The sequence below is a fragment of the Streptosporangium sandarakinum genome (genome assembly GCF_050942225.1).
GTDB classification, from domain to species: domain Bacteria; phylum Actinomycetota; class Actinomycetes; order Streptosporangiales; family Streptosporangiaceae; genus Streptosporangium; species Streptosporangium nondiastaticum.
The window spans coordinates 4834235-4854984 of the sequence record NZ_CP192034.1 but is presented as its reverse complement, the minus strand read 5'-3'; the positions used below and the strand labels follow the sequence as shown (position 1 = coordinate 4854984).

At 74.5% G+C, this 20750-nt stretch carries 19 protein-coding genes; 10 read left to right on the top strand and 9 right to left on the bottom strand.

Annotation, left to right across the window (positions count from 1 at the left end):
- Nucleotides 1-14 precede the first annotated feature (14 nt).
- Nucleotides 15-1601 carry a glycoside hydrolase family 3 protein gene (locus ACQP10_RS22855; RefSeq protein WP_389999066.1) on the bottom strand — a complete coding sequence of 529 codons (1587 nt, stop codon included), beginning with the start codon at nt 1599-1601 and terminating at the stop codon, nt 15-17.
- Nucleotides 1602-1847: 246 nt separating this feature from the next.
- Here ACQP10_RS22855 and ACQP10_RS22850 point away from each other — a divergent pair, with 246 nt between their 5' ends.
- On the top strand, nt 1848-3404 hold the full coding sequence (locus ACQP10_RS22850; protein WP_389999063.1) for a glycoside hydrolase family 10 protein: 1557 nt from the start codon (nt 1848-1850) through the stop codon (nt 3402-3404).
- Between the two features lie 192 nt (nt 3405-3596).
- Here ACQP10_RS22850 and ACQP10_RS22845 read toward each other — a convergent pair whose 3' ends face one another.
- From ACQP10_RS22845 to ACQP10_RS22835, 3 genes are all read right to left on the bottom strand, one after another.
- Entirely contained in the window at nt 3597-4337 is a 741-nt protein-coding gene (locus ACQP10_RS22845; protein ID WP_399501393.1) for a hypothetical protein, read from the bottom strand.
- A gap of 209 nt (nt 4338-4546) precedes the next feature.
- Nucleotides 4547-5722 (bottom strand): UDP-N-acetylglucosamine--N-acetylmuramyl-(pentapeptide) pyrophosphoryl-undecaprenol N-acetylglucosamine transferase, encoded by a 1176-nt coding sequence (locus ACQP10_RS22840; RefSeq protein ID WP_399501394.1) that lies wholly within the window; start codon nt 5720-5722, stop codon nt 4547-4549.
- A gap of 85 nt (nt 5723-5807) precedes the next feature.
- Nucleotides 5808-6818 carry an N-acetylglucosamine kinase gene (locus ACQP10_RS22835; RefSeq protein WP_433539682.1) on the bottom strand — a complete coding sequence of 337 codons (1011 nt, stop codon included), beginning with the start codon at nt 6816-6818 and terminating at the stop codon, nt 5808-5810.
- 68 nt (nt 6819-6886) lie between these two features.
- Here ACQP10_RS22835 and ACQP10_RS22830 point away from each other — a divergent pair, with 68 nt between their 5' ends.
- A complete protein-coding gene (locus ACQP10_RS22830) occupies nt 6887-8029 on the top strand; it encodes an anhydro-N-acetylmuramic acid kinase (protein ID WP_433539681.1) in 1143 nt (380 codons plus the stop codon).
- Here ACQP10_RS22830 and ACQP10_RS22825 read toward each other — a convergent pair.
- Nucleotides 7944-9164 carry a collagen-binding domain-containing protein gene (locus ACQP10_RS22825; RefSeq protein ID WP_433539680.1) on the bottom strand — a complete coding sequence of 407 codons (1221 nt, stop codon included), beginning with the start codon at nt 9162-9164 and terminating at the stop codon, nt 7944-7946. The genes ACQP10_RS22830 and ACQP10_RS22825 overlap by 86 nt on opposite strands.
- A 430-nt stretch (nt 9165-9594) precedes the next feature.
- Here ACQP10_RS22825 and ACQP10_RS22820 point away from each other — a divergent pair, with 430 nt between their 5' ends.
- From ACQP10_RS22820 to ACQP10_RS22805, 4 genes are all read left to right on the top strand, one after another.
- A complete protein-coding gene (locus ACQP10_RS22820; protein ID WP_179828332.1) occupies nt 9595-10317 on the top strand; it encodes an NADPH-dependent FMN reductase in 723 nt (240 codons plus the stop codon).
- A gap of 89 nt (nt 10318-10406) precedes the next feature.
- Nucleotides 10407-11300 carry a TIGR03620 family F420-dependent LLM class oxidoreductase gene (locus ACQP10_RS22815; protein ID WP_346022384.1) on the top strand — a complete coding sequence of 298 codons (894 nt, stop codon included), beginning with the start codon at nt 10407-10409 and terminating at the stop codon, nt 11298-11300.
- A 118-nt stretch (nt 11301-11418) separates the two neighbouring features.
- A complete protein-coding gene (locus tag ACQP10_RS22810; protein WP_346022383.1) occupies nt 11419-11922 on the top strand; it encodes a hypothetical protein in 504 nt (167 codons plus the stop codon).
- A gap of 74 nt (nt 11923-11996) precedes the next feature.
- A complete protein-coding gene (locus tag ACQP10_RS22805) occupies nt 11997-12872 on the top strand; it encodes a diacylglycerol/lipid kinase family protein (protein ID WP_346022382.1) in 876 nt (291 codons plus the stop codon).
- A gap of 116 nt (nt 12873-12988) precedes the next feature.
- On the opposite strand, the gene pgm is transcribed toward ACQP10_RS22805, so the two are convergent.
- Nucleotides 12989-14626: a phosphoglucomutase (alpha-D-glucose-1,6-bisphosphate-dependent) gene (pgm, locus tag ACQP10_RS22800; RefSeq protein ID WP_346022381.1), complete on the bottom strand. Its 1638-nt coding sequence runs from the start codon at nt 14624-14626 to the stop codon at nt 12989-12991.
- A gap of 175 nt (nt 14627-14801) precedes the next feature.
- Between pgm and ACQP10_RS22795 the strand changes: the two genes are divergently transcribed.
- Entirely contained in the window at nt 14802-15461 is a 660-nt protein-coding gene (locus ACQP10_RS22795; RefSeq protein ID WP_433539679.1) for a VC0807 family protein, read from the top strand.
- Here ACQP10_RS22795 and ACQP10_RS22790 read toward each other — a convergent pair.
- The gene (locus ACQP10_RS22790) at nt 15437-15640 is read right to left on the bottom strand and encodes a hypothetical protein (protein WP_433539678.1); all 204 of its coding nucleotides are present in this window, start codon (nt 15638-15640) and stop codon (nt 15437-15439) included. The genes ACQP10_RS22795 and ACQP10_RS22790 overlap by 25 nt on opposite strands.
- Before the next feature lie 18 nt (nt 15641-15658).
- Here ACQP10_RS22790 and ACQP10_RS22785 point away from each other — a divergent pair, with 18 nt between their 5' ends.
- The 3 genes from ACQP10_RS22785 (at nt 15659) to ACQP10_RS22775 (ending at nt 19118) form a co-directional block, all read left to right on the top strand.
- Nucleotides 15659-16294 (top strand): hypothetical protein, encoded by a 636-nt coding sequence (locus ACQP10_RS22785; RefSeq protein WP_346022378.1) that lies wholly within the window; start codon nt 15659-15661, stop codon nt 16292-16294.
- A gap of 329 nt (nt 16295-16623) precedes the next feature.
- Complete coding sequence (locus ACQP10_RS22780; protein WP_346022377.1) at nt 16624-17295, top strand: fasciclin domain-containing protein; 672 nt, start codon at nt 16624-16626, stop codon at nt 17293-17295.
- A gap of 188 nt (nt 17296-17483) precedes the next feature.
- Nucleotides 17484-19118, top strand: coding sequence for a RecQ family ATP-dependent DNA helicase (locus ACQP10_RS22775; protein ID WP_389999029.1), 1635 nt, complete (start codon nt 17484-17486; stop codon nt 19116-19118).
- A gap of 8 nt (nt 19119-19126) precedes the next feature.
- Here ACQP10_RS22775 and ACQP10_RS22770 read toward each other — a convergent pair whose 3' ends face one another.
- Together ACQP10_RS22770 and ACQP10_RS22765 are read right to left on the bottom strand one after the other, a co-directional pair.
- Entirely contained in the window at nt 19127-19945 is an 819-nt protein-coding gene (locus tag ACQP10_RS22770; RefSeq protein ID WP_346022375.1) for an SAM-dependent methyltransferase, read from the bottom strand.
- Between the two features lie 102 nt (nt 19946-20047).
- On the bottom strand, nt 20048-20623 hold the full coding sequence (locus tag ACQP10_RS22765) for an ATP-binding protein (protein WP_346022374.1): 576 nt from the start codon (nt 20621-20623) through the stop codon (nt 20048-20050).
- Nucleotides 20624-20750 lie beyond the last annotated feature (127 nt).

Sequence of the window (20750 nt, the reverse complement as noted above, 5' to 3'; positions counted from 1 at the left end):
TGCCGGGATCAAGCCTATTGTCCGCAGGTCAGGTGGAGAGCGACGATCCGGGCGGAAACCCGAGAAATACCGTGGGTCGCGATGTGCACGGCGCCGGCGGGTTCGCCGGGCACGCCGGTCTCGACCACGATCGCGTCGGGGCGCAGCCGTACGGCGCGGGCCAGGATCTCGGCCGCCCACGGCTGGCGGTGGGCGTCGTGCGCCACCAGCACGAGCGGCCGGCCCGCCTCACCGCCTTCGCCGAGGTCGGGCAGGCCGGGGGAGTCGGTGGTGACGGTGTGCCCGGTGGTGCCCGGCATCAGCTCGGTCATGGCGCCGAAGATGCCGGTGGGCGTGCCGGGGGCCACCGCGAGGTTGAGCCGCGGGGCGATGTCCACGACCAGCGGCGGGCGGGTGAGCGGGAGCGCAGGCGCGAGGCGGGCGTCCCGTACGGTGACCCGCAGGGCGGCGCGGGCGGCTTCCATCCCGAGTTCCCCGGAGCCCGTCCCGAGCTCGCCGGAGGCCTCCTCGCGCTCCCCGGTCACCTTGGCGCGGGCGGCGGCGTTCGCGGTGTACCAGGCCGCCAGGTCCAGCACGCGCGCCGCGGCCTCCGCCAGCCGTTCCTCGGCCAGTTCGCCGCGGCGCACGGCCGCCACGATCGCGTCGCGCAACGCGAGGACGCTCTCCCCGCCGGGGGAGGAGGTGCCGACGCAGATCGCGTCGACCCCGGCGGCCAGCGCGCGGACGGCGAGCTCGCCGGGCGGGTGCAGGGCCGCCACGGCGCCCATCTCGATCGCGTCGGTGACCAGCATGCCGTCGAAGCCCAGCTCCTCGCGGAGCAGCCCGGTCAGGATCGACCGGCTCAGCGTGGCGGGGTGGTCGGGGTCGAGGGCGGGCACCAGCAGGTGGCCGCACATGACGGCCCGGACGCCGGTCTCGACGGCCGCCCGGAACGGCGGCAGGTCGCGCTCGCGCAGCAGGTCGAGGGAGGCGTGCACGGTGGGCAGCGCCAGGTGGGAGTCGGTGACGGTGTCGCCGTGGCCGGGGAAGTGCTTGGCGCAGGCGGCCACCCCCGCGCCCTGCATGCCCCTGACCCAGGCCGCGGTGTGCCGGGAGACCAGCGCGGGGTCGCTTCCGAAGGAGCGGATGCCGATCACCGGGTTGCGCGGATCGGCGTTGACGTCGGCGGAGGGGGCGTAGTCCAGGGTGATCCCGGCCGCGGCGAGCATGCGGCCGATGCCCCGGGCGACCCGCTCGGTACGGCCGGCGTCGTCGGCGATGCCGAGCGCGAGGTTGCCCGGCCAGGAGCTGCCGGCCGCCGCCTCCAGGCGGGTGACCGCGCCGCCCTCCTCGTCGACCGCGACGATCACGTCCGGGTTCTCCCGCCGCAGCGCGGCGACCAGCTCCGCGGTCTGCGCCGGGCCGGTGAGGTTGCGGGCGAACAGCACGGCGCCGCCGAGGCCCTCACCGAGCGCCCGCCGCAGCCACTCGGGCGGCTCGGTGCCGTCGAAGCCGGGCTGGAGCACCGTCATGGCCATCCGGGCCAGGCCGGCATCGCCGGAGGACCCGCCGGACCGGCCGGAACCGCCGGAGGATGTGCTGCCGGACATGTTGTCGCTCATCGTCACCTTCTCACCGGGACTCACCGGACGTCCTGGGCAGGTTACACATCCATGACACTTTCTTTCATCTTCATTGCCTCAAAAGTAGATTTCTGCCATTCTCGCCGTCGAGACACCCGCGATCAACCTCGTGTTCGGCCGAGGGCGTCGGCGACGGCAGCGGACCCGTGATGTGCGGTTCCGCGGCCCGTCCGCCACGATCCGCGGCCGAAGCGGGTTACGGGCGAACACCCCCTTGGAGTCTGCATGAGCTCACCCACCCGACGCACCGTCCTGCGCGGCCTCGCGCTCGCCGCCGCGGCGAGCGCCGCGCCGCTGCCCGCCTTCGCCTCCGCCGCCTCCCCCTCCGCCGGCGGATACGTCCCGCCGCTGCGCCAGATGCGCGGCATGTGGATCGCCTCGGTGGTCAACATCAACTGGCCGTCCAAGCCCGGGCTGACCGTCGAGCAGCAGAAGGCCGAGTATCTCGCCTGGCTGGACCTGGCCCAGGCTCGCAGGCTCAACTCGGTGTTCGTGCAGATCCGGCCGACGGCCGACGCCTTCTGGCCCTCGCCGTACGAGCCGTGGTCGGAGTACCTGACCGGGACCCAGGGGCAGGACCCCGGCTACGACCCGCTGGCCTTCCTGGTGGAGGAGACCCACCGGCGCGGCCTGACCTTCCACGCGTGGTTCAACCCCTACCGGGTGTCGATGCAGCCGGACCCGGCCAAGCTGCACCCCGACCACCCGGGCCGCAAGCACCCCGACTGGATCATCCCCTACGGCGGCAAGATCTACTACAACCCCGGCCTGCCGGAGGTCCGCGCGTTCGTGCAGGACGCCATGATGGACGCGGTCACCCGCTACGACATCGACGGCCTGCACTTCGACGACTACTTCTACCCGGTGAACACCACCGCCTTCGACGACGCCGCCGCCTTCGCCAAGTACGGCCAGGGCTTCCCGGACCTGGCCGCCTGGCGGCGCAACAACGTCGACCTGCTGGTCTCGGAGATGCAGCAGCGCGTGCTGGCCGCCAAGCCCGAGGTCGCCTGGGGCATCAGCCCCTCGGGCATCTGGCGCAACAAGTCCACCGACCCGCTGGGCTCGGACACCGGCGGCAGCCAGTCCTACGACAACCTGCACGCCGACACCCGCGGCTGGGTCAAGAAGGGCTGGCTCGACTACATCGCCCCGCAGATCTACTGGTACATCGGCCAGTCGAACGCCGACTACGCCAAGCTGGTCCCCTGGTGGTCCGGCGTGGCCGCGGGCACCGGCACCGAGCTGTGGATCGGCCAGGCGGCCTACAAGGCGGGCGCCGCCGGCCAGCCCGCCGAGTGGTTCCGCCCCGACGAGCTCACCAACCACCTGACCCTGAACCGCAGCCACCCCGAGGTGGGCGGCGACATCTGGTACAACTCCGCCGACGTCCGCGACGACCGGATCGGCTCGGTCACCCGGACCGTGGCCGCCCACTACACCCGCCCGGCGCTTCCCCCGCTGCTGCCCAGGCTCGCGCACGGCCGGGCCCCGGAGCGCCCGGTGCTCGTCTGGGCCAAGAGGGGATCCGGGGGCGTCGAGCTGCGCATCCAGGCCAGGGGCCATGAGACGCCGTTCCAGTACGCGGTCTTCCGGCTCGACCGCCCGGCCCAGCCCGGGGACTTCGACGACGCCGGCAACCTGGTCGCGCTCGTCCCGGCCACCGGCAAGCAGGTGCGCTGGGTGGACTCCGACGGCGGCGGGAACTCCCACTACTACGTCACGGCCGTCGACCGGGTCAGCCGGCAGAGCGCGCCGAGCGACGTCCGCCGCGCGCACTGAGCCCCGCGCGCCGGCCCGCGGGCACCTGAGCACCGCGGGCCGGCGCGCAGGCGCGGGGTAACGGTCCGCGCGCCGGCCGGGACGCGGTGACGGCTCCTGTGGCGGGCTCCGTCCCGCGCCCCGGCCCGGCGGAACCCGTACGGGACGCCGCAGGGCGCCTCCGTGCCCGTCGACGTGGCCGGGCACGGAGGATCAGCGCCGCCGCGCCCGACCGCGGCGGACCAGCACCGCGCCGCCGAGGATGACCAGCCCCGCCGCGGCGGCCGCCCCGTACGGCATCGGCCACCCGGACCCGGCCTCCGCGCCGGACTCGCCGGACTCGACGGACGCGGTGGTCACCGCGTCGCCGGCGTCACCGTCGCCGGACGCCCCCGCCGTCCGGCCGGGCGGCGCCGCGGGAGAGGCGGGGGCGGACGGGGTGGCGGGGCCGCCGGTGGAACGGGCCGGCGGGGCGATCCCGGACGGCGGGATCCCCGGCGGGCGGATGTCCCCCCAGTGGTCCTCCTGCGGACCCTGGGCGTCGATGGCCCGCCGGAGGTCGGCGGGAACCGGATTGATCTCCAAGCTCCCCGGCACGGTGACGGTGCCGATCTCGTATGGGGAGAACCAGCCCTGAACGGCCTCCACCCTCCAGGTGCCCCGGGGCAGGGACACGGCCGCCGCGTAGTGGGCCGGCTCCCGCAGCGCCACCCCGGGGAACTCGACGCTCTTCCTCCCCTGGACGAACCTCAGCCCGACCTCGCCCAGGTTCGCGCCGTCGTAGGGGTGGGTGCCGTGCTGGAGCAGCCAGAACCCGAGCACGTAGGGGGTCTGCGGGCGGATGTCCCCGGGGACCGGGTCCAGGTAGGTGACGGCCCAGCCGCCCGCACGGGCGGGGGCCGCCAACGCCAGGACGGGCGCGAGGAGCGCCGCGATGAGCAGGATTCGCTTCATGCCATCGATACCGCCGCCGGCCCGCCGAGGTTCCCGCGAGGCCCCGCGGCGACGCCTTCGACGACCGCGCCCTCTCGTGCCCTGCCGATCGGGGCGGGCACGAAGCCCCGCACCGCCCGGCGGCGACGCGTTCGGCGACCGTGCCCTGCCGATCGAAACGGGCACGGCGCTCCACACCGTCCGGCGCCCGCCGTGGCGTCCCGCGAGGATCAGACGGACGCGGCGGACAGGATCACGTCCACCAGCCGGTCCGCCGCGTCCGGCCTTCCGTGCGCCCTCGCCCGATGCGCCATCGCCGCCCGCCGGGCGGGGTCGGCCAGGAGCGGTTCCACCGCCTGCCACAGATCGGCCGCCGTGACCTCACCGGTCAGCGCCACCGCGGCTCCGGTGCTCTCCAGGTGGCGGGCGTTGTGCGCCTGCTCGTTCCCGGCCGACGTGGCGAGCGGGACGAACACGGCGGGCTTGCCGAGCGCGGTCAGTTCGGCCAGTGTCCCGGCGCCGCTGCGGGAGACCACCACGTCGGCCAGGGCCAGCACGTCCGGCAGCTCCGGCCCGACGAACCCGGCCAGGTGGTATCGGGCGGCCGCCTCCGGCGGAAGGGCCGCCGCGCTCCGCCGCAGCGCGTCGACGTGCGCGGGCCCGCACTGGTGGACCACGTTCGCCCGCTGCAGCAGCCACGGCAGCGTGTCACGGACCACATCGTTGATCTGCTGGGAGCCCTGGGCGCCGCCCGTGACGTACACGGTCGGCAGGCGCCGGTCGAAGCCCCACAGCCCCAGCGCCCCGACCGCCTTGTCCGCGTGTCCCGCCAGCACCTCGGGGCGGACCGGGTTGCCCGTGACGACCCCGAGGGCGCGCACCGACTCCGGCAGCAGCGGCAGCGACGACTCCGACGACAGGGCGATGCGCGTCGCCCGGCGCGCGAGCCTGCGGTTGGCCAGCCCCAGCCGCACCGTCTGCTCGTGCAGCACCAGCGGCCGGCGGCATATGCGGGCCGCCAGGCCCGCCGGGACGGCGACGTAACCCCCGGTCGCCAGAACGACGTCCGGCCGGAAACCGGCGATCACCCTCCTGGCCTGCAGCACCCCGAGCGGCACGCGCGCCATGTCCCGGATGTTCGCCGGAGACAGCATCTTCAGCGGATTGCTCGACCGGCGGATCTTGCCCGTGGCGACCGTCGTGAACGCGATCCCCTCGGCCGGCGCGACACGCGCCTCCAGCCCTTCCTCGGTGCCGATCCACAGGACGTCCAGCGATCCGCCGCCCGCGGCGAGCCGGTCCCGCAGCGTGCGGATCGCGGTCAGGGCCGGGTACGTGTGGCCGCCCGTACCTCCTCCCGAGACGATCAACCGGAAGGGGCGTGAGAGACGAGGAGCGTTGGTCACCGGATGAACCCTACTGGCTGCCCGCACCGCGGAGAGACGGCCCCGGGACGGCGGCGAGGCACGGAGCCCGGCCGCCGGAGGGGGGTCAGCCGATCAGGTGGCGGTGGGCGGCGAGCGGGTCGGGGACGGCGCCCGCGCCGGCCGCGTGCAGCGCGAGGGCGGCGGCCCCGGCGGCGCTGTCGCGGGCGGTGACCACGGTCCCGGCCAGCCCGGCGCGTACCTTCCCGGCGAGCAGCGTGGGTTCGGTGAGCAGCGAGCCGGCCAGTACCAGCGGCCCCGAGACGGGACCCAGCGCTCCCACGGTGGCGGCCAGCCGCCGCGCGGCCTCATCCAGGATCGCCGTGGCCGCGGCGTCGCCGTCCCGGGCTGCGGCCTCCACGGCCGGCGCCAGCCGCGCGAGCCACGCCGGGCCGGACTCGGCGATCCCCGCGTGGACCAGCCGCACGATCTCCTGCGCCGACGGCGCCGATCCCGCCGATCCCAGCGGCCCCGGTGCCGCCGGCCCCGGTCCCGTCCGCCCCGGCGACCGCGACGGTGCCAGCTCCGCCGCGTCGCCGAAGCAGCCCAGCAGCGCGGTGGGCGCCGCCCGCCCGTCGACCGAGGCCAGCACCGCCCGTACGGCGCGCCGCCCGATCCACGTTCCGGAGCCCTCGTCGCCGAGCAGCCAGCCGTACCCGTCGGCCCGGCCGGTGACGCGCCGGTCGTCGATCCGGGCGGCCACCGCGCCGGTCCCGGCGATCAGGACCGCGCCGGACGCCTCCGCGGTCGCCCCGGCGAAGGCGGGGAGCGTGTCGGAGACCACCGAGGGCCGCCCGGCCAGGCCGGCCGCCCGCCACGCCTCCGTGGCGACGGCCTCGGTCCGCTCGCGCGCCGAGTCCCCGCCCGCCAGGCCGAACACGCCGGCCGTCACCTCGCCGGGGTCGAGCCCCGCGAGCGCGGCCAGCAGCGCCCCGCGCAGGCTGCCGCCCGGGTCGGCGGACGACAGGATGTTGGAACCCCCGCCGTATCCCCGCCCGGCGACCTCCCCGGAGACGGTCGCCACCACGCACCGCGTGCTCGTCCCGCCGCCGTCAACGCCGATGACCAGTGCCGTCACGGAAGCTCCATCTGTAGCCAATCTTCCTGTGACTATATTGTCGTGAAAAAATCCTGCAAGGAGAAGGTGTGCGGGTACTCGGTCTGATCTCGGGAACATCTCACGACGGCATCGACAGCGCGGTGGTGGACTGGTCGCTGGACGGCGACGTGCTCACCGGGGTGGTGGAGCACGTCGGCGAGCGGCCCTACGACGCCGCGCTGCGCGCCCGGATCGTCGCCGCGCTGCCGCCCCGCCCGGCCGACATGGGGGAGGTCTGCCGCCTCGACACCCTGATCGGCCAGGCGTTCGCCGACGCCGCCGCCGGCTGCGGGCCGGTCGACCTCGTCTGCTCGCACGGCCAGACGCTCTACCACTGGGTCGAGGACGGGCGGGTGCGCGGCACCCTCCAGCTCGGCCAGGCCGCCTGGATCGCCGAGCGGACCGGCGTCCCCGTGGTCTCCGACCTGCGCTCGCGCGACGTGAGCGCGGGCGGGCAGGGCGCCCCGCTGGTCTCCTCCTTCGACCTGCCGCTGCTGGCCGGGCTGCCCGGCCGCAGCGGCGCCCTGAACCTCGGCGGCATCGCCAACCTGACCGTCCAGGAGCCCGGCCTCGCCTACGACACCGGCCCGGCGTCCGCGCTGATCGACGCGGCCGTCGCGGCGGCCACGGGCCTGCCGTACGACGAGGACGGGCGGCTCGCCGCGGCCGGCACGGTGCACGAGGGGCTGCTCACCGAGCTGCTGGCCGAGCCGTACTACCGGGCGGCGCCGCCCAAGAGCACCGGCAAGGAGCTGTTCCACCCCGGCTACCTCGACGCCGTCGCCGGGCCGTACGGCCTGGCCCTGCCCGACCTGGTGGCGACACTGACCGCGCTGACGGCCGAGACCGCCGCCGCGGAGATCCGGCGGCACCGGCTCGGCACCGTCGTCGCCTCCGGCGGCGGGACGCGCAACCCGGTCATGATGGCCATGCTGCGCGAGCGCGCCGGGGAGACGCGGATCGTGCTCAGCGACGAGCTCGGCGTGCCGTCCGGCGCCAAGGAGGCGATCGCCTTCTCCTTCCTCGGCTGGCTGACCGCCCACGGCCTGCCCGGGACCGTCCCGGGGTGCACGGGCGCCTCGGGGCCGCGGGTGCTCGGCAGCGTCACCCCCGGCCGGGGGCCGCTGCGGCTGCCCGAACCGCCGCCCCGGGCACCCGCCCGGCTGCGTATGAGGACCGCTTCCACCTGACGGCCGCTCCGCCCGATGGAAGCCTGACGGCCGCTCCGCCCGATGGAGGACGGGCGTCGGCACGAGCGGCGGCGGGGCAGTCCAGGACGGCGCCGAACGGAAGATCGCGGATCCTCCCGCCGTCGCTCCCCGGCCCGCCCTGGACGAGGGAGCCGACGATGACGTTGCCGTCGATGCCGGCCGGGTTCGTGTCGGTCAGGGTGGCGTCCGGCGCGTAGATCGTCCCCTTGACGGTCCCGCCCCGCCCGGGGGGCATGGTGATCGAGACGGCGTCCGGGAAGTCGAACAGGACGAAGCGCGCCTGTTTCCCGCCGATCCCGGTGACGACGGGCGGGACCCAGGTGAGGACGCCGCCCTCGGCGGTGGTGTCCACGACGACCAGCAGGGGCGAGGCCGCCGTCGGCCCGCGGCCGAAGACCAGACGGGCGATGGCGGCCAGGTCCCGGCCGGTCGTCCGTACGACGTTGGTGACGCCGCGGGTCAGGCCGATCCGCACGGTGGAGCCCGGAGGGACCGTCCCGCCGGGGAACGGCCGGCCGGTCGCGTCGCGCAGCACGACGTTGTTCCCGCACTCCGCCAGCGCCGCCGCCCGTTCCCGGTAGGTGCCGAAGAGCCGCCGGAAGTCGAAGACGGTGGCCGGGCCCACCGAGGCGGCGGGCTGCCGGACGCTCAGCTCGACCCGCCTGGGGTCCTCGTAGTCTCCCGTGGCGTTCACCCGCGTGCGGGCCGGCACCCCGCTGTCGTCGGTGTCCATGACGACGGAGCCCGCCAGAGAACCGATCTTGGCGTGGCCGCGGGAGAGGACCGCGACGCGGCCGGTGGCGGCGCTCCGGCCGAAGGCCACCCGGCCGCCCACCACCAGCGCCGTCGGCCGGGTGTCGCCGCTGACGACGTGGGAGCCGGCCGTGGCGAGGGCGACCCGGTGGTCACCGGCCAGGACGAGGTCCCCGCCGATCGCCAGTGTGCCCTCGTTCCCGCCGCTCGCCAGCGTGGCGTCCCGCTCCACCATGACGGTGAAGCCGTTGTTCCCGCTGACCGGGTTGACCGGTTCCCGCACCGGGACGGGGACCGGCGCGAAGACCCCCGCGCCGATGCAGCAGGCTCCCAGCCCCAGCCAGTGCCTCAGCGCGCGCATGCGTCCCCCGTACCCGATCCGTCTCCCCGGCCGAGTCTGGGGAGCGGGGGCGCGTTCCCGGCCGCGCCGCGCCGAGCGCCGGATGTTCCTGGAGGGAATCTGGCGATCCTCTGTGAAAGATGTGATGTACGTCATGTTCGGGACCCGTTTCCGGGGGCAGGGGCGAACGACGTGATGGAGCGCGAAGCCCGGTGACGTGTGTCGTGGCGGCACCCGGGAGAGGAGCACCCACCGGTCCGGTCCGGACGGGGGACGGAACCGCTCCCGGGCGGCCGCAGAGGGATCTTCCGTGGTGGGTCACCCCGCCTTCGTACAGCGGGTTTGCCGGACAGCCTGGGGACTCGCGCGCCGCCGGCCGCGTTCGCGTGACCGCGTCGGCGAGTTTTCCCTCGCTCATACGTCGCAGCGTGGCGACAGAATGGGGTCGGGGATGAAGATCATTGGAATCGCGGGCAGCCTGCGCTCGGGAGCGTACGTCAGGAGGCTGCTGGAGGCGTCCGGGCACGAACTGCCGGCCTCGGCCGGATTCGGGATCTGGGAGGGGCTGGAGGAGGTCCCGCCGTTCGGGGACGGCCCGCTTCCGGGCCCGGTGGAGGAGCTGTGCCGGGCGCTGTCCGCCGCGGACGGCGTGCTGATCGCCGCCCCGGCGTACAGCGTCCTGCCCCCGCAGCTCCGCCACGCCCTCGACTGGGCGTCCCGGCGCGGCGGCGCGGTCCTGGTGGACAAGCCGGTCGGCGTGGTGACCGCCTGCCTGCGCCCGTACGAGGCGATCTGGACGCAGATCGAGCTGCGCCGCGTCCTCGGCGTCGCCGGCGCCGTCGTGCACGGCGTGGACCTGCCGGTGTCGCCGGCCGCGGGCCGGTTCGACGAGGCCGGGCGGATCGCCGACCCGGAGCTCCGCGACCGGCTCCGCCCGGTGCTGCGCCACCTGTGCGCGCCGCAGGGCGCCACGGTCCCGCCGTCCGCCACGCGTACGGTTCCCGCCCCCGCCCCGGGTTCGGCGGCGGTCCTGTCTCCGGCGTCCGTCAGGCTCCCGGCGCCCGCCGCGCGTACGGTCCCCGCCCCGGGTTCGGCGCCCATCCCGTCCCCTGCGTCCGTCAGGCTCCCGGCGCCGGCCGCGCCGCAGGTGTTGGCCAGGACCCAGGCGGGGTAGTCCCCGTGACGGGATGACGTTCCGCCGTCCGGGCGGAACGGGCGCGGGACCGGCCGGGCCGGTCCCGCGCGAGCTGACGGGGGGCGGCCATGGGCTTGGGACAGATCGGCGTGTGGCACCCCCTTCTCACCCGTGCCCCCGTCGCGGACGCGCGACGGGCCGCGGCGCAGATCGAGGACCTCGGCTACGGCACGATCTGGTACGGCGAGGCGGCCGCCGGCCGGGAGGCGATGAGCACCGCGGGCGTCCTGCTCGCCGCCACCCGCGAGGTCACGGTCGCCACCGGCATCGCCAACATCTGGGTCCGCGACGCCACCGCCATGGCGGCCGGGGCCTGGACGTACGGCGAGGCGTACCCGGGCCGGTTCGCCCTCGGCATCGGCGTCAGCCACGCACCCCTGGTGACCTCCCGGGGCCACGACTACAGCCGCCCCCGCGCCGCGATGAGCGCCTACCTCGACGCGATGCGCCAGGCGCGGGAGGCGCTGCCGATGGAGGCCGTCCCGCCCCCGCCCGTGCTGCTGGCCGCGCTGCGCCCCCGCATGCTGGAGCTCGCCCGCGACAAGGCCGACGGCGCCCACCCCTACTTCGTGCCGCCCGAGCACACCAGGGCGGCCCGCGAGATCCTCGGATCCGCCCCGATCCTCGCCCCCGAGCAGGCCGTCCTCCTGGAACGCGACCCGGCCACCGCCCGGCGGATCGCCCGCGAGCACATGGGCCCCTACCTGAGGCTGCCGAACTACACCGGCAACCTCCGCCACCTCGGCTACGGCGACGACGACTTCGCCGGCGGCGGCAGCGACCGGCTCGTGGACGCGATCGTCGCGTGGGGCGACGTCGAGGCCGTCGCCAGGCGCGTCGACGCCCACCTCGCCGCCGGGGCCGACCACGTCGCCCTCCAGCCGCTCCCTCCGGACCTGCGCCGCGGCGTCACCCAGCTCGCCGAGCTGGCGCCCGCCCTGGCCGTGCGGCCCCGGAACTGAGGGACGGAAAGGCCGCCGAGGGGCCGCCGAGGAGCCGGTGGCCCGGGAACCCGGGGTCCGGCAACCACTCCGCTTCGCCGTACGAAACCATGGACATACGGGGGAGGGGGAGAGCGCCATGGGCGACCTGATCGATGAGCGGGCGCTGCGGGCGCTGAGCGCGGCGTTCGACGCCACCGCGCCCGTCATCCGGCACGACCGCAGGGAGTTCCCCGAGGGCACCCCCTTCCTGTCGCTGCGCCTGCCCGGCTCCGCCGACGCGGCGGTCTTCCTGGACGGCAGCAGATGGATCTACCTGAGCGAGCCGGAGCACGGCCGGATGCCCACCCAGTTCGCCGCCGGGCGGCTGGGCGACGACCCCGAGATCGTCGTCCGGCGGTTGGTGGCGGTCCTGGCGCCGCCCCGCCGGGACCGGCTGCCGGTCCGCCTGCTGAAGGCGTTCCTGCTCGCCCTGCTCACCGGGCTGGGCGTGGGCATGCTGAGCGTGGTGGTCATGGCGGTGCTGATCGTGGGCAACGGCTACCTGTCGGAGACGACGACCGCCTGGGCGTACGGCCTCGGCGGGCTGTTCGCCCTCGCCGCGGGGACCTGGACGGCGGCCCGCTGGTGGAGGGCGGGCTGACCGCGCGTGACCGCGCCCGTGGCGGGCAGTGACCGGGGAGGTGAGGCACGGGAGGGGAACCGGGAGGGGACGGCATGGCGGAGCTGCTGGCGGTCTGCAACGGGGGAGCGGGAAGCGCCGACGACGCCGCGCGGGACGCGGCGCTGAAGACGCTGCGCGCCGGGGCCGACGTCGTCGAGGTCATGACGGGTGAGGGGGAGAGGGATCTCGGCGAGGCGCTCGACGCCCACCCCGGCCGGGACGTGGTCGTGCTGGGCGGTGACGGATCGCTGCACGTGACGGTCGCCGCCCTGCACCGGCGCGGCGAGCTGGGCTCCCGCGTCGTGGGGCTGATCCCCATGGGCACCGGAAACGACTTCGCCCGCGGTCTGGGCATCCCGCTGGACCCGGAGGAGGCCGCCCGCGTCGTGCTCGCCGGCCGGCCGCGCCCCCTGGACCTGCTGGTGGACGACGAGGGCGGGATCGTCGTCAACGCGGTGCACCTCGGCGTCGGGGCGGAGGCGTCCGAGCGGGCCACGCCGCTCAAGCCCGGCCTCGGAAAGCTCGCCTACGCCGTCGGCGCGCTGCTCGCGGGTGTGCGGAGCACCGGCTGGCGGCTGCGCGTGACCGTGGACGGCCGGACGCTCACCGACCGGCGGCTGCTCATGCTCGGTGTCGGCAACGGCGTCACCATCGGCGGCGGCACCCCGCTGACCCCCGAGGCCAGGCCCGACGACGGCATGGTGGACGTCGTCGCGGCGCTGACCACCGGGCCGGTGCGGCGGCTCGTCTACGCGCTGCGGCTGCGGGGCGGCCGCCACCCGGAGCTGCGGGACGTCGTCACCGCCCGGGGCCGCGACGTGGCGGTCGAGGGCGAGCCCGTGCCGGCGAACGCCGACGGCGAGCTGACCGGCCCGGCGGCCAGGCGGCACTGGAGGGTCGTCCCCGCCGCCTGGCGCATGTTCGCCTAGCGTCGTGACCTCGAGGTGTCCGGCCGGGCGGGCCGTCACCGGCCCTTCGGGTCACCGCCCCGGGCGCCGCCCCGCGGGTCCGGGCCGGTGCCCCGCCCCGGACCCGCGGGGTCCCCTCACTTCAGCGCCTGCGACACCAGGTCCCGGGCGGCCTCCTGCACCTGGGTGAGGTGTTCCGGGCCCTTGAAGGACTCGGCGTAGATCTTGTAGACGTCCTCGGTGCCGGAGGGGCGGGCGGCGAACCAGGCGCTGTCGGTGGCGACCTTGACCCCGCCCAGCGGGGCGCCGTTGCCGGGCGCGGTGGTGAGCACCTCCCTGATCGGCTCGCCGGCGAGGGTGTCGGCGGTGACCTGGTCGGCCGAGAGCCGGGACAGGATCGCCTTCTCCTCGCGGGAGGCGGGGGCGTCCACCCGGGCGTAGGCGGGGTCGCCGAACCTCCCGGTCAGCGCGGCGTAGTGCTCGCTCGGCGAGCGGCCGGTGGTCGCGGTGATCTCCGAGGCCAGCAGCGCCAGGATGATCCCGTCCTTGTCGGTGGTCCACACCCCGCCGTCGCGGCGCAGGAACGACGCCCCGGCGCTCTCCTCGCCGCCGAAGCCGAGGGAACCGTCCAGCAGCCCCGGCACGAACCACTTGAAGCCGACCGGCACCTCCACCAGGCGCCGGCCCAGGTCGGCGGCCACCCGGTCGATCATGCCGCTGCTCACCAGCGTCTTGCCCACCCCGGCGCCGGCCGGCCAGTCCGGCCGGTGCGAGTAGAGGTAGGAGATCGCCACCGCGAGGTAGTGGTTGGGGTTCATCAGGCCGCCGTCGGGGGTGACGATGCCGTGCCGGTCGGCGTCGGCGTCGTTGCCGGTGGACACGTCGTACGCCTCGCGGTTCTGGATCAGCGAGGCCATCGCGTACGGCGACGAGCAGTCCATCCGGATCCTGCCGTCCCAGTCGAGGGTCATGAACCGCCACGTCGGGTCGGTCAGCGGGTTGACCACCGTCAGGTCCAGCCGGTGCCGCTCGGCGATCTCCCCCCAGTAGGCGACGCTCGCGCCGCCCAGCGGGTCGGCGCCGATCCGCACCCCGGCCGACCGGATCGCGTCGAGGTCCAGCACCGAGGGCAGGTCGTCGACGTAGGTGCCGAGGAAGTCGTAGCGCCCGGTCGTCTCGGCGGCCAGCGCCTTCGCGTAGGGGACGCGCCGCACGCCCTTCAGCCCCTCCGCGATGAGGGTGTTGGCGCGGTCCTGGATCCAGGAGGTGGCGTCGGTGTCGGCCGGGCCGCCGTTCGGCGGGTTGTACTTGAAGCCGCCGTCGGCGGGCGGGTTGTGCGAGGGCGTCACCACCACGCCGTCGGCGAGGCCGGCCGTACGGCCCCGGTTGTGGGTGAGGATCGCGTGGGAGACCGCCGGGGTCGGGGTGTAGCCGTCGCGGTCGTCGATCAGGACCCGCACCCCGTTGGCGGCGAAGACCTCCAGCGCCGAGACCCGCGCCGGCTCCGACAGCGCGTGGCTGTCGGCCCCGAGGAACAGCGGGCCGTCGATGCCCTGCTCCGCCCGGTACTCCACGATGGCCTGGCTGGTGGCGAGGATGTGGTCCTCGTTGAAGGCCGTCTTCAGCGCCGAGCCGCGGTGACCGGAGGTTCCGAACGCCACCCGCTGGCCGACCTCGCCGGGGTCGGGGCGCAGGGAGTAGTAGGCGGTCACCAGCCGGGCCACGTCGACCAGGTCGGACGGCTGTGCGGGCTTGCCCGCGCGGTCGTGCGTCATCAGATTCTCCTCACCTCACCGGGGCCACATCGCCAAGGCCAACGGTACTTACCCGCGTATCGGCGGCTCACCGCCCCCTTCGGCGTTCACCCCTTGCGGTTATTACTTGGCTGAGTTATTTATTACTCATGGGAGTAAAAACGGTGCGCGTGCCGAGCCGGTCCCGGGGGCCCCGATGAACGGCCGCGCCCGCGCGGGGCTCCTCCTGCTGGTCGACCTGGTGGCGCCCGCCGGGCTCTACTACCTGCTGCGCGCGGCCGGCCTCGGCGAGACCGCCGCGCTGCTCACCTGCTCGCTGATGCCGGGCGCGGGCATGACCCTCACCTTCGTCAGGGAGCGCCGGCTCGACCCGGTGGGCCTCTTCATGACGGGTGTGACGCTGGCCGGGGCCGGCCTGACGCTGGTCACCGGGAGTCCCCGCCTCATCCTCCTCAAGGGAGCCCTGCTGATGGCGGTCTTCGGCGGGTGGTTCCTGTACTCGGCGCGCGGCGGCGACCCGGTCCACGGCCCCAGGCCGATGGCGATGCGGCTGTCCCGGCCGCTGCTGGAGGGGTGGGCCGTCGCCCGGTGGCGGCCGTGGGACGAACTGTGGGAGCACTCGCCGCTCTTCCGCCGCATCTGGCGGGTCTCCACGATCATCTGGGGGGCCGGGGCGCTGGCCGACGCGGCGGTCCGCGCGGTGATCGCCTTCGCCCTGCCCGTCGATCTCGCCGTGGGGCTGAACGGCGGGCTGTACGCGCTCTACTCGGTGCTCATGCTGATGATCGTCAACGTCTACCAGGTGCGCGCGGGCCTGTTCGACCGCCGCGTCTACGCCTCCGCCGCGCTGGAGTGACCGTCCGCGCCGGATCCGGTCGCGGAGGTCTCCTCGATCTCCTCCAGGCGGGCCCGGAGCCGGGCCCGGATCTCCTCCGGCGTGTAGGAACGCCGCCGCCGCTCGGCCCGGACCACCACCGCCCCGGTCGCCGCGACACCCGCCACCCCGGCCAGGCCGACTATCTTCCACCACCGCATGTGCCTAGGCTACTTCCCGTGATCGGCAAAAGCGTCAGCCTCGACGAGGCGGTCAACCTGACCCGCACCGGCGACGTGTGGCTGTTCCGCGGCCGCAGCGTGCCCGACCGGGCCATCCAGACGGTGACGAACAGCCCCGTCAACCACGTCGGCATGTCCGTCGTCATCGAGGACATGCCTCCCCTGATGTGGCACGCCGAGCTGGGCCGGTCGCTGCCCGACCTGTGGTCCGGCACCCACCAGCGCGGCGTCCAGCTGCACGACCTGCGCGACGCGGTCCGCGTCTGGGCCACCCGGTACGGCCAGCGCGGCTGGCTGCGCCAGCTCGAACCCGAGGTCACCGCCGAGATGGAGGACGCGGTGCTGCGCGTCATCTCCCGGCTGGACGGCACGCCGTTCCCCTCCACGGCCCGGCTCGCCGGGCGCTGGCTGCGCGGGCGGATGCCGCGGGCCCTCCGGCGCGCCGCGACCGGCAACACCCTGGAGAGCGCCTACTGCGCGGAGGTCGTCGCCGTCACCTACGAGGAGATGGGCCTGCTCCCGGCCGGGCGCCGGCCCCACTGGTACGACCCCGGCCGCTTCTGGAGCGGCGACGACCTGGAGCTGACCGGCGGCTTCCAGCTCGGCGGGGAGATCACGGTACGGCTCGGATAGAGCCCGCGTGGGGCCGCACGCGAGCCCCCGTGAGCCCCGCGAGCCCCGGCCGACGCCGTACCGGCCGGCCTCGGGCCGCCGCCCGCTCCGAGCCGTGCCGGGCGTGGAGCGTCGGGCGTGGAGCGTCGGGACCGTCCACCCCCCGGTACGGCGACACACCATGGCCGCGCCCCCAACTGATCACTTAGGGAGATATGTAGTCAAGAGTCACCTTATGCGGTATTTATCGGCAAATTGTGGGGGAATCGATCAACGAAGAGAACGATGGGCACCTTCGGGTCCGCCCGACCGGATCCCGGAGGGCTCAACCGTCCGACAAGGAGATCACCGTGAAGAAGTCTCTTCTCGCCTCGGCACTGGCGGCCCTCACCCTGGCGGCGGCCCCGGCGGCGCAGGCCGTCACCGCGGCCTCCTTCCTGACCACGCCCAGCCCGGGGCCTACGGACATGACCTCCCCCGGACCCACCGAGATGTCCGGCTCGCCGTCGGCCGGTGAGGCGGGCCAGCCGTTCGGCCCCGGCTGCTCCCAGCTGCCGGCGGAGGGCAAGGGCAGCCCGGCCGAGCTGAAGAACGAGTCGCTCGACCAGGCCCTGCAGGACATTCCCCAGCTGTCCACGCTCAACAAGGCCGTCCACGCCGCCGGGCTGACCGACCAGCTGAAGTCCGCCCAGGACGTCACGGTGTTCGCACCCGTCAACGAGGCCTTCACCAAGATCCCGAAGGAGGCCATGGCCAAGGTCCTGCAGGACAAGGAACAGCTCACCAAGATCATCCATAACCACGTCGTCGAGGGCCGCAAGACCCAGGCCGACCTCGCCAGCGGGACGCTGACCACCGTGGGCGGCGGCACGCTGAACGTCTCGGGCTCCGGTGAGGAGTACACCGTCAACGACGCCAAGATCCTCTGCGGCAACATCCAGACGTCCAACGCCACCATCTACCTCATCGACTCGGTCCTGATGCCCGAGGCCGGGGCGTCGGCCTCGGCGTCGCCGAGCTGACCGGCCGGGCGGGGGCGCCCGCGGCGGACGCCCCTGACCGCGCCTCCGACGGCGCTCCCGGCGGCGCCACTGACGGCGCCTCCGGCCGAGCTTCTGACGAGGCCTTTCTCCTTCGTCTCCTCGTCGAGGACTACCCCGCCCGTCCGTGGGAACGGGCGGGGTATTCGAGCAGGGACGGGGGAGTCGTTATGAGCGAGGGCGGGTCCGGCCAGGTGGCGCGGCGGCTGAGGGAGACCGCCCGCGAGGCCTTCGGATGGGACGACCTGCGTCCCGGGCAACCGGAGGCCATGCGCCACCTGATGGACGGCGGGGACACGCTGGTGGTCATGCCCACCGGGGCCGGCAAGTCGGCCGTCTACCAGATCCCCGCACTGCTCATCGACGGGCCGACGGTGGTGGTGTCGCCACTGATCGCCCTGCAGCGCGACCAGGTGGCCGGGCTGCGGGAGGCCGACGCCGGCGGGGCGGTCGCCGTCAACTCCGCGCAGTCCGACGGCGAGGCGTCCTTCGAGGCGATCCGCAAGGGCACGGCGGAGTTCCTGTTCCTGTCCCCGGAGCAGCTCGCCAAGCACGAGACGATCGAGCGGCTCCGCGCGGCCCGCCCCTCGCTGATCGCCATCGACGAGGCCCACTGCGTGTCGGCGTGGGGACACGACTTCCGCCCCGACTACCTGGGCCTGGGGCGGGTGATCGAGGCCCTCGGCCATCCGCCGGTGGCGGCGCTGACCGCCACGGCCACCCCGTCGGTCCAGGAGGAGATCGTCCAGACGCTGGGCCTGAGGGACGTCCACCGGATCGTGCGGGGCTTCGACCGGCCCAACATCGACCTGGAGGTGCGCCGCTTCGTCACCGCCGAGGACCTGCGGCGGGCGCTGGTGGAGGACGCCGCCTCCCGCGAGGGCGTCGGACTGGTCTACGTCGCCACCCGGCGCGCCACCGAGGAGTACGCCGCCGAGCTGCGTGAGCGGGGCCGCCGGGTCGAGGCCTACCACGCGGGCATGAAGGCGGCCGAACGGCAGCGGGTGCACGAGCTGTTCCGCGACGGCGAGGTCGACGTCGTCGTGGCGACCTCGGCGTTCGGCATGGGGATCGACAAACCCGACGTGCGCTACGTGCTGCACGCCGCCCCGCCGGAGTCCCCCGACTCCTACTACCAGGAGATCGGCCGCGCCGGGCGGGACGGCGGCCCGGCCTCCGCCGTGCTGTTCTACCGGCCGGAGGACCTGGGCCTGCGCCGCTTCTTCGCCGGAGGCCGGGCCGACGAGGAGCTTCTGCTGCGGACCGCCACGCTGCTCGGCGAGCACGGCGGCGCCGTCCCGGCGGGCGAGCTGCGCGCCGTGCTGGACGTCGGCCCCACCCGGCTCACCCGGGTGGTTAACCTGCTGGAGAAGGTCGGCGCGGTCGAGGTCACCACCGAGGGCGACGTGCGCGTCGTCCCCGGCGGGCCGGAGCCGAAGGAGGCGACGGCGCGGGCCGTCGAGATCGACGACACCCGCCGCCGCATCGACGAGTCCCGCATCGACATGATGCGCGGCTACGCCGAGACGACCGGCTGCCGCCGCCGGTTCCTGCTGGAGTACTTCGGCGAGCCGTACGAGCGCGCCTGCGGCGCGTGCGACACCTGCCGGGAGGGCGCGCCCGCCGGGCCCGAGCCCAGCGACTCCTTCGCCATGCACGCCAAGGTGCACCACAGCTCCTGGGGCGACGGCATGGTGATGAGCAGGGAGAGCGACCGCATCACCGTGCTGTTCGACGAGGTCGGGTACAAGACCCTCCTCCTGGAGGCGGTCGAGCGCGAGGGCCTGCTGACGGCGGCCCGCTGACGGGCGGGTCAGCCCGTCTTGCGGGCCACCCCGGCCATCGTCCAGGTCCTGGCGGGGCGCCGCGCGGCGAGCGGGTTGTCGGGACGCCAGTGGCGGGCGTACACGAAGCCCGGCTCCACCAGTTCCATGCCGTCGAAGAAGCGCAGCACCTCGCGGCGCGTGCGTGCGGCCCGCTCGCCGTAGCGGCTGAGGACCCTGCGGTAGACCGCGGTGATCGGGTCGGCCACCTCGGGGTGGTCGTCGAAGACGGCGTGGGCGATGACGAGGTGACTGCCGACCGCCAGCGAGTCGCGCAGCAGCGCCACGCTCTTGTACGGGTCGTCCTCGTCGGGGATGAACTGGAGCGCGTTGGTGATCAGGACGGCCGTCGGCCGGTCGGGGTCGATGAGCGCCCGCAGCTCCGGGTCGGCCATCAGCTCGTCCTGGTGGAGGACGTCGCCCCGGACGACGGCGGTGGCGTCGTCGGTGGCCAGCAGCGCCCTGCCGTGGGAGAGCGCGACCGGGTCGTCGGCGACGTAGACCACGCGGGCCCCGGGGGCGACCGAGCGGGCGACCTGGTGGACGTTCTCCCGGGTGGGCAGGCCCCAGCCGAGGGCGAGGAACTGGTCGATCCCCTCGTGGGCCAGGTGGCGCACCGCCCGGCCGAGGAACGCCTCGGTCTCCTCGACCATGTTCCTGATCTCCGGGGCGATCGCCAGGATCTGCTCGGCGGCCTCCCGGTCGGCCGCGAAGTTGTCCTTGCCGCCGAGGATGTAGTCCAGCATCCGGGCGACGTTGGGTGTGCTCGTGTCCAGCCGCGGTGGCGGACGCCGGTCCGTGCCGTTCATGTCACCTCCCTCGTCGCCTGTGAGGGTAGAGAACACCGGCGGCGAAGGATAGACATCGGCGAGTGGATAAAAAGAGAAATATTCTTATTTTTCCGCCGCGGCTCAGCGGCACGCCTCCAGGCGCCGGGCGGTCCTGCCGGGAAGGGCGAACGACGCCCACACGGCCTTGCCGCTGGTCTCCAGCGGGGCCCATCCCCACGTCTCGCAGATCCCCTGCACGACCTGCAGGCCGCGGCCGCTCTCGGCCTCGTGGTCCGGCTCGCGCAGCCGGGGGCCCTCGTCGCGGGGGTCGGTGACCGCGCACAGCACCGCGCGCTCGGTGTGGCAGACGACGACCCGGACGTCGTGGAACGGCCGGGCGCGGGCATCTCCCCGCAGCCCGTGCCGCACCGCGTTGGTGACCAGCTCCGACACCACCACGGAGGCGTCGTCGACCAGGGGTTCGAGCTCCCAGGACACCAGCGCGGCCGCGGCGAACTCCCGCGCGGTGCGGGCCGCCCGGCGATCGTGGGACAGTCCGCGCGCGGCCAGGCGGAGCTGCCCGGCCGGGACCTCGGCGCCGGACCATGGGGGTGGGCCGCCCGGGGGAAGGATGCGGCCGAGGAGGGACAGCCACCGCTCCCATCCGCCGGTCTCGGACCGGAGGGAGGGGGCGGGGTGCGTGGGGTGACCAGTCATCTGTGACCTTGGGATGCGTGGCGTTCGCGTAACAAGCGCAATGCGAATAGCTATATTGCCCATGAGTGTTGTGCATAAGCAAGTACAGATGCACGTGCAGATGCACAAAGCTCTATGATCGAGGCGT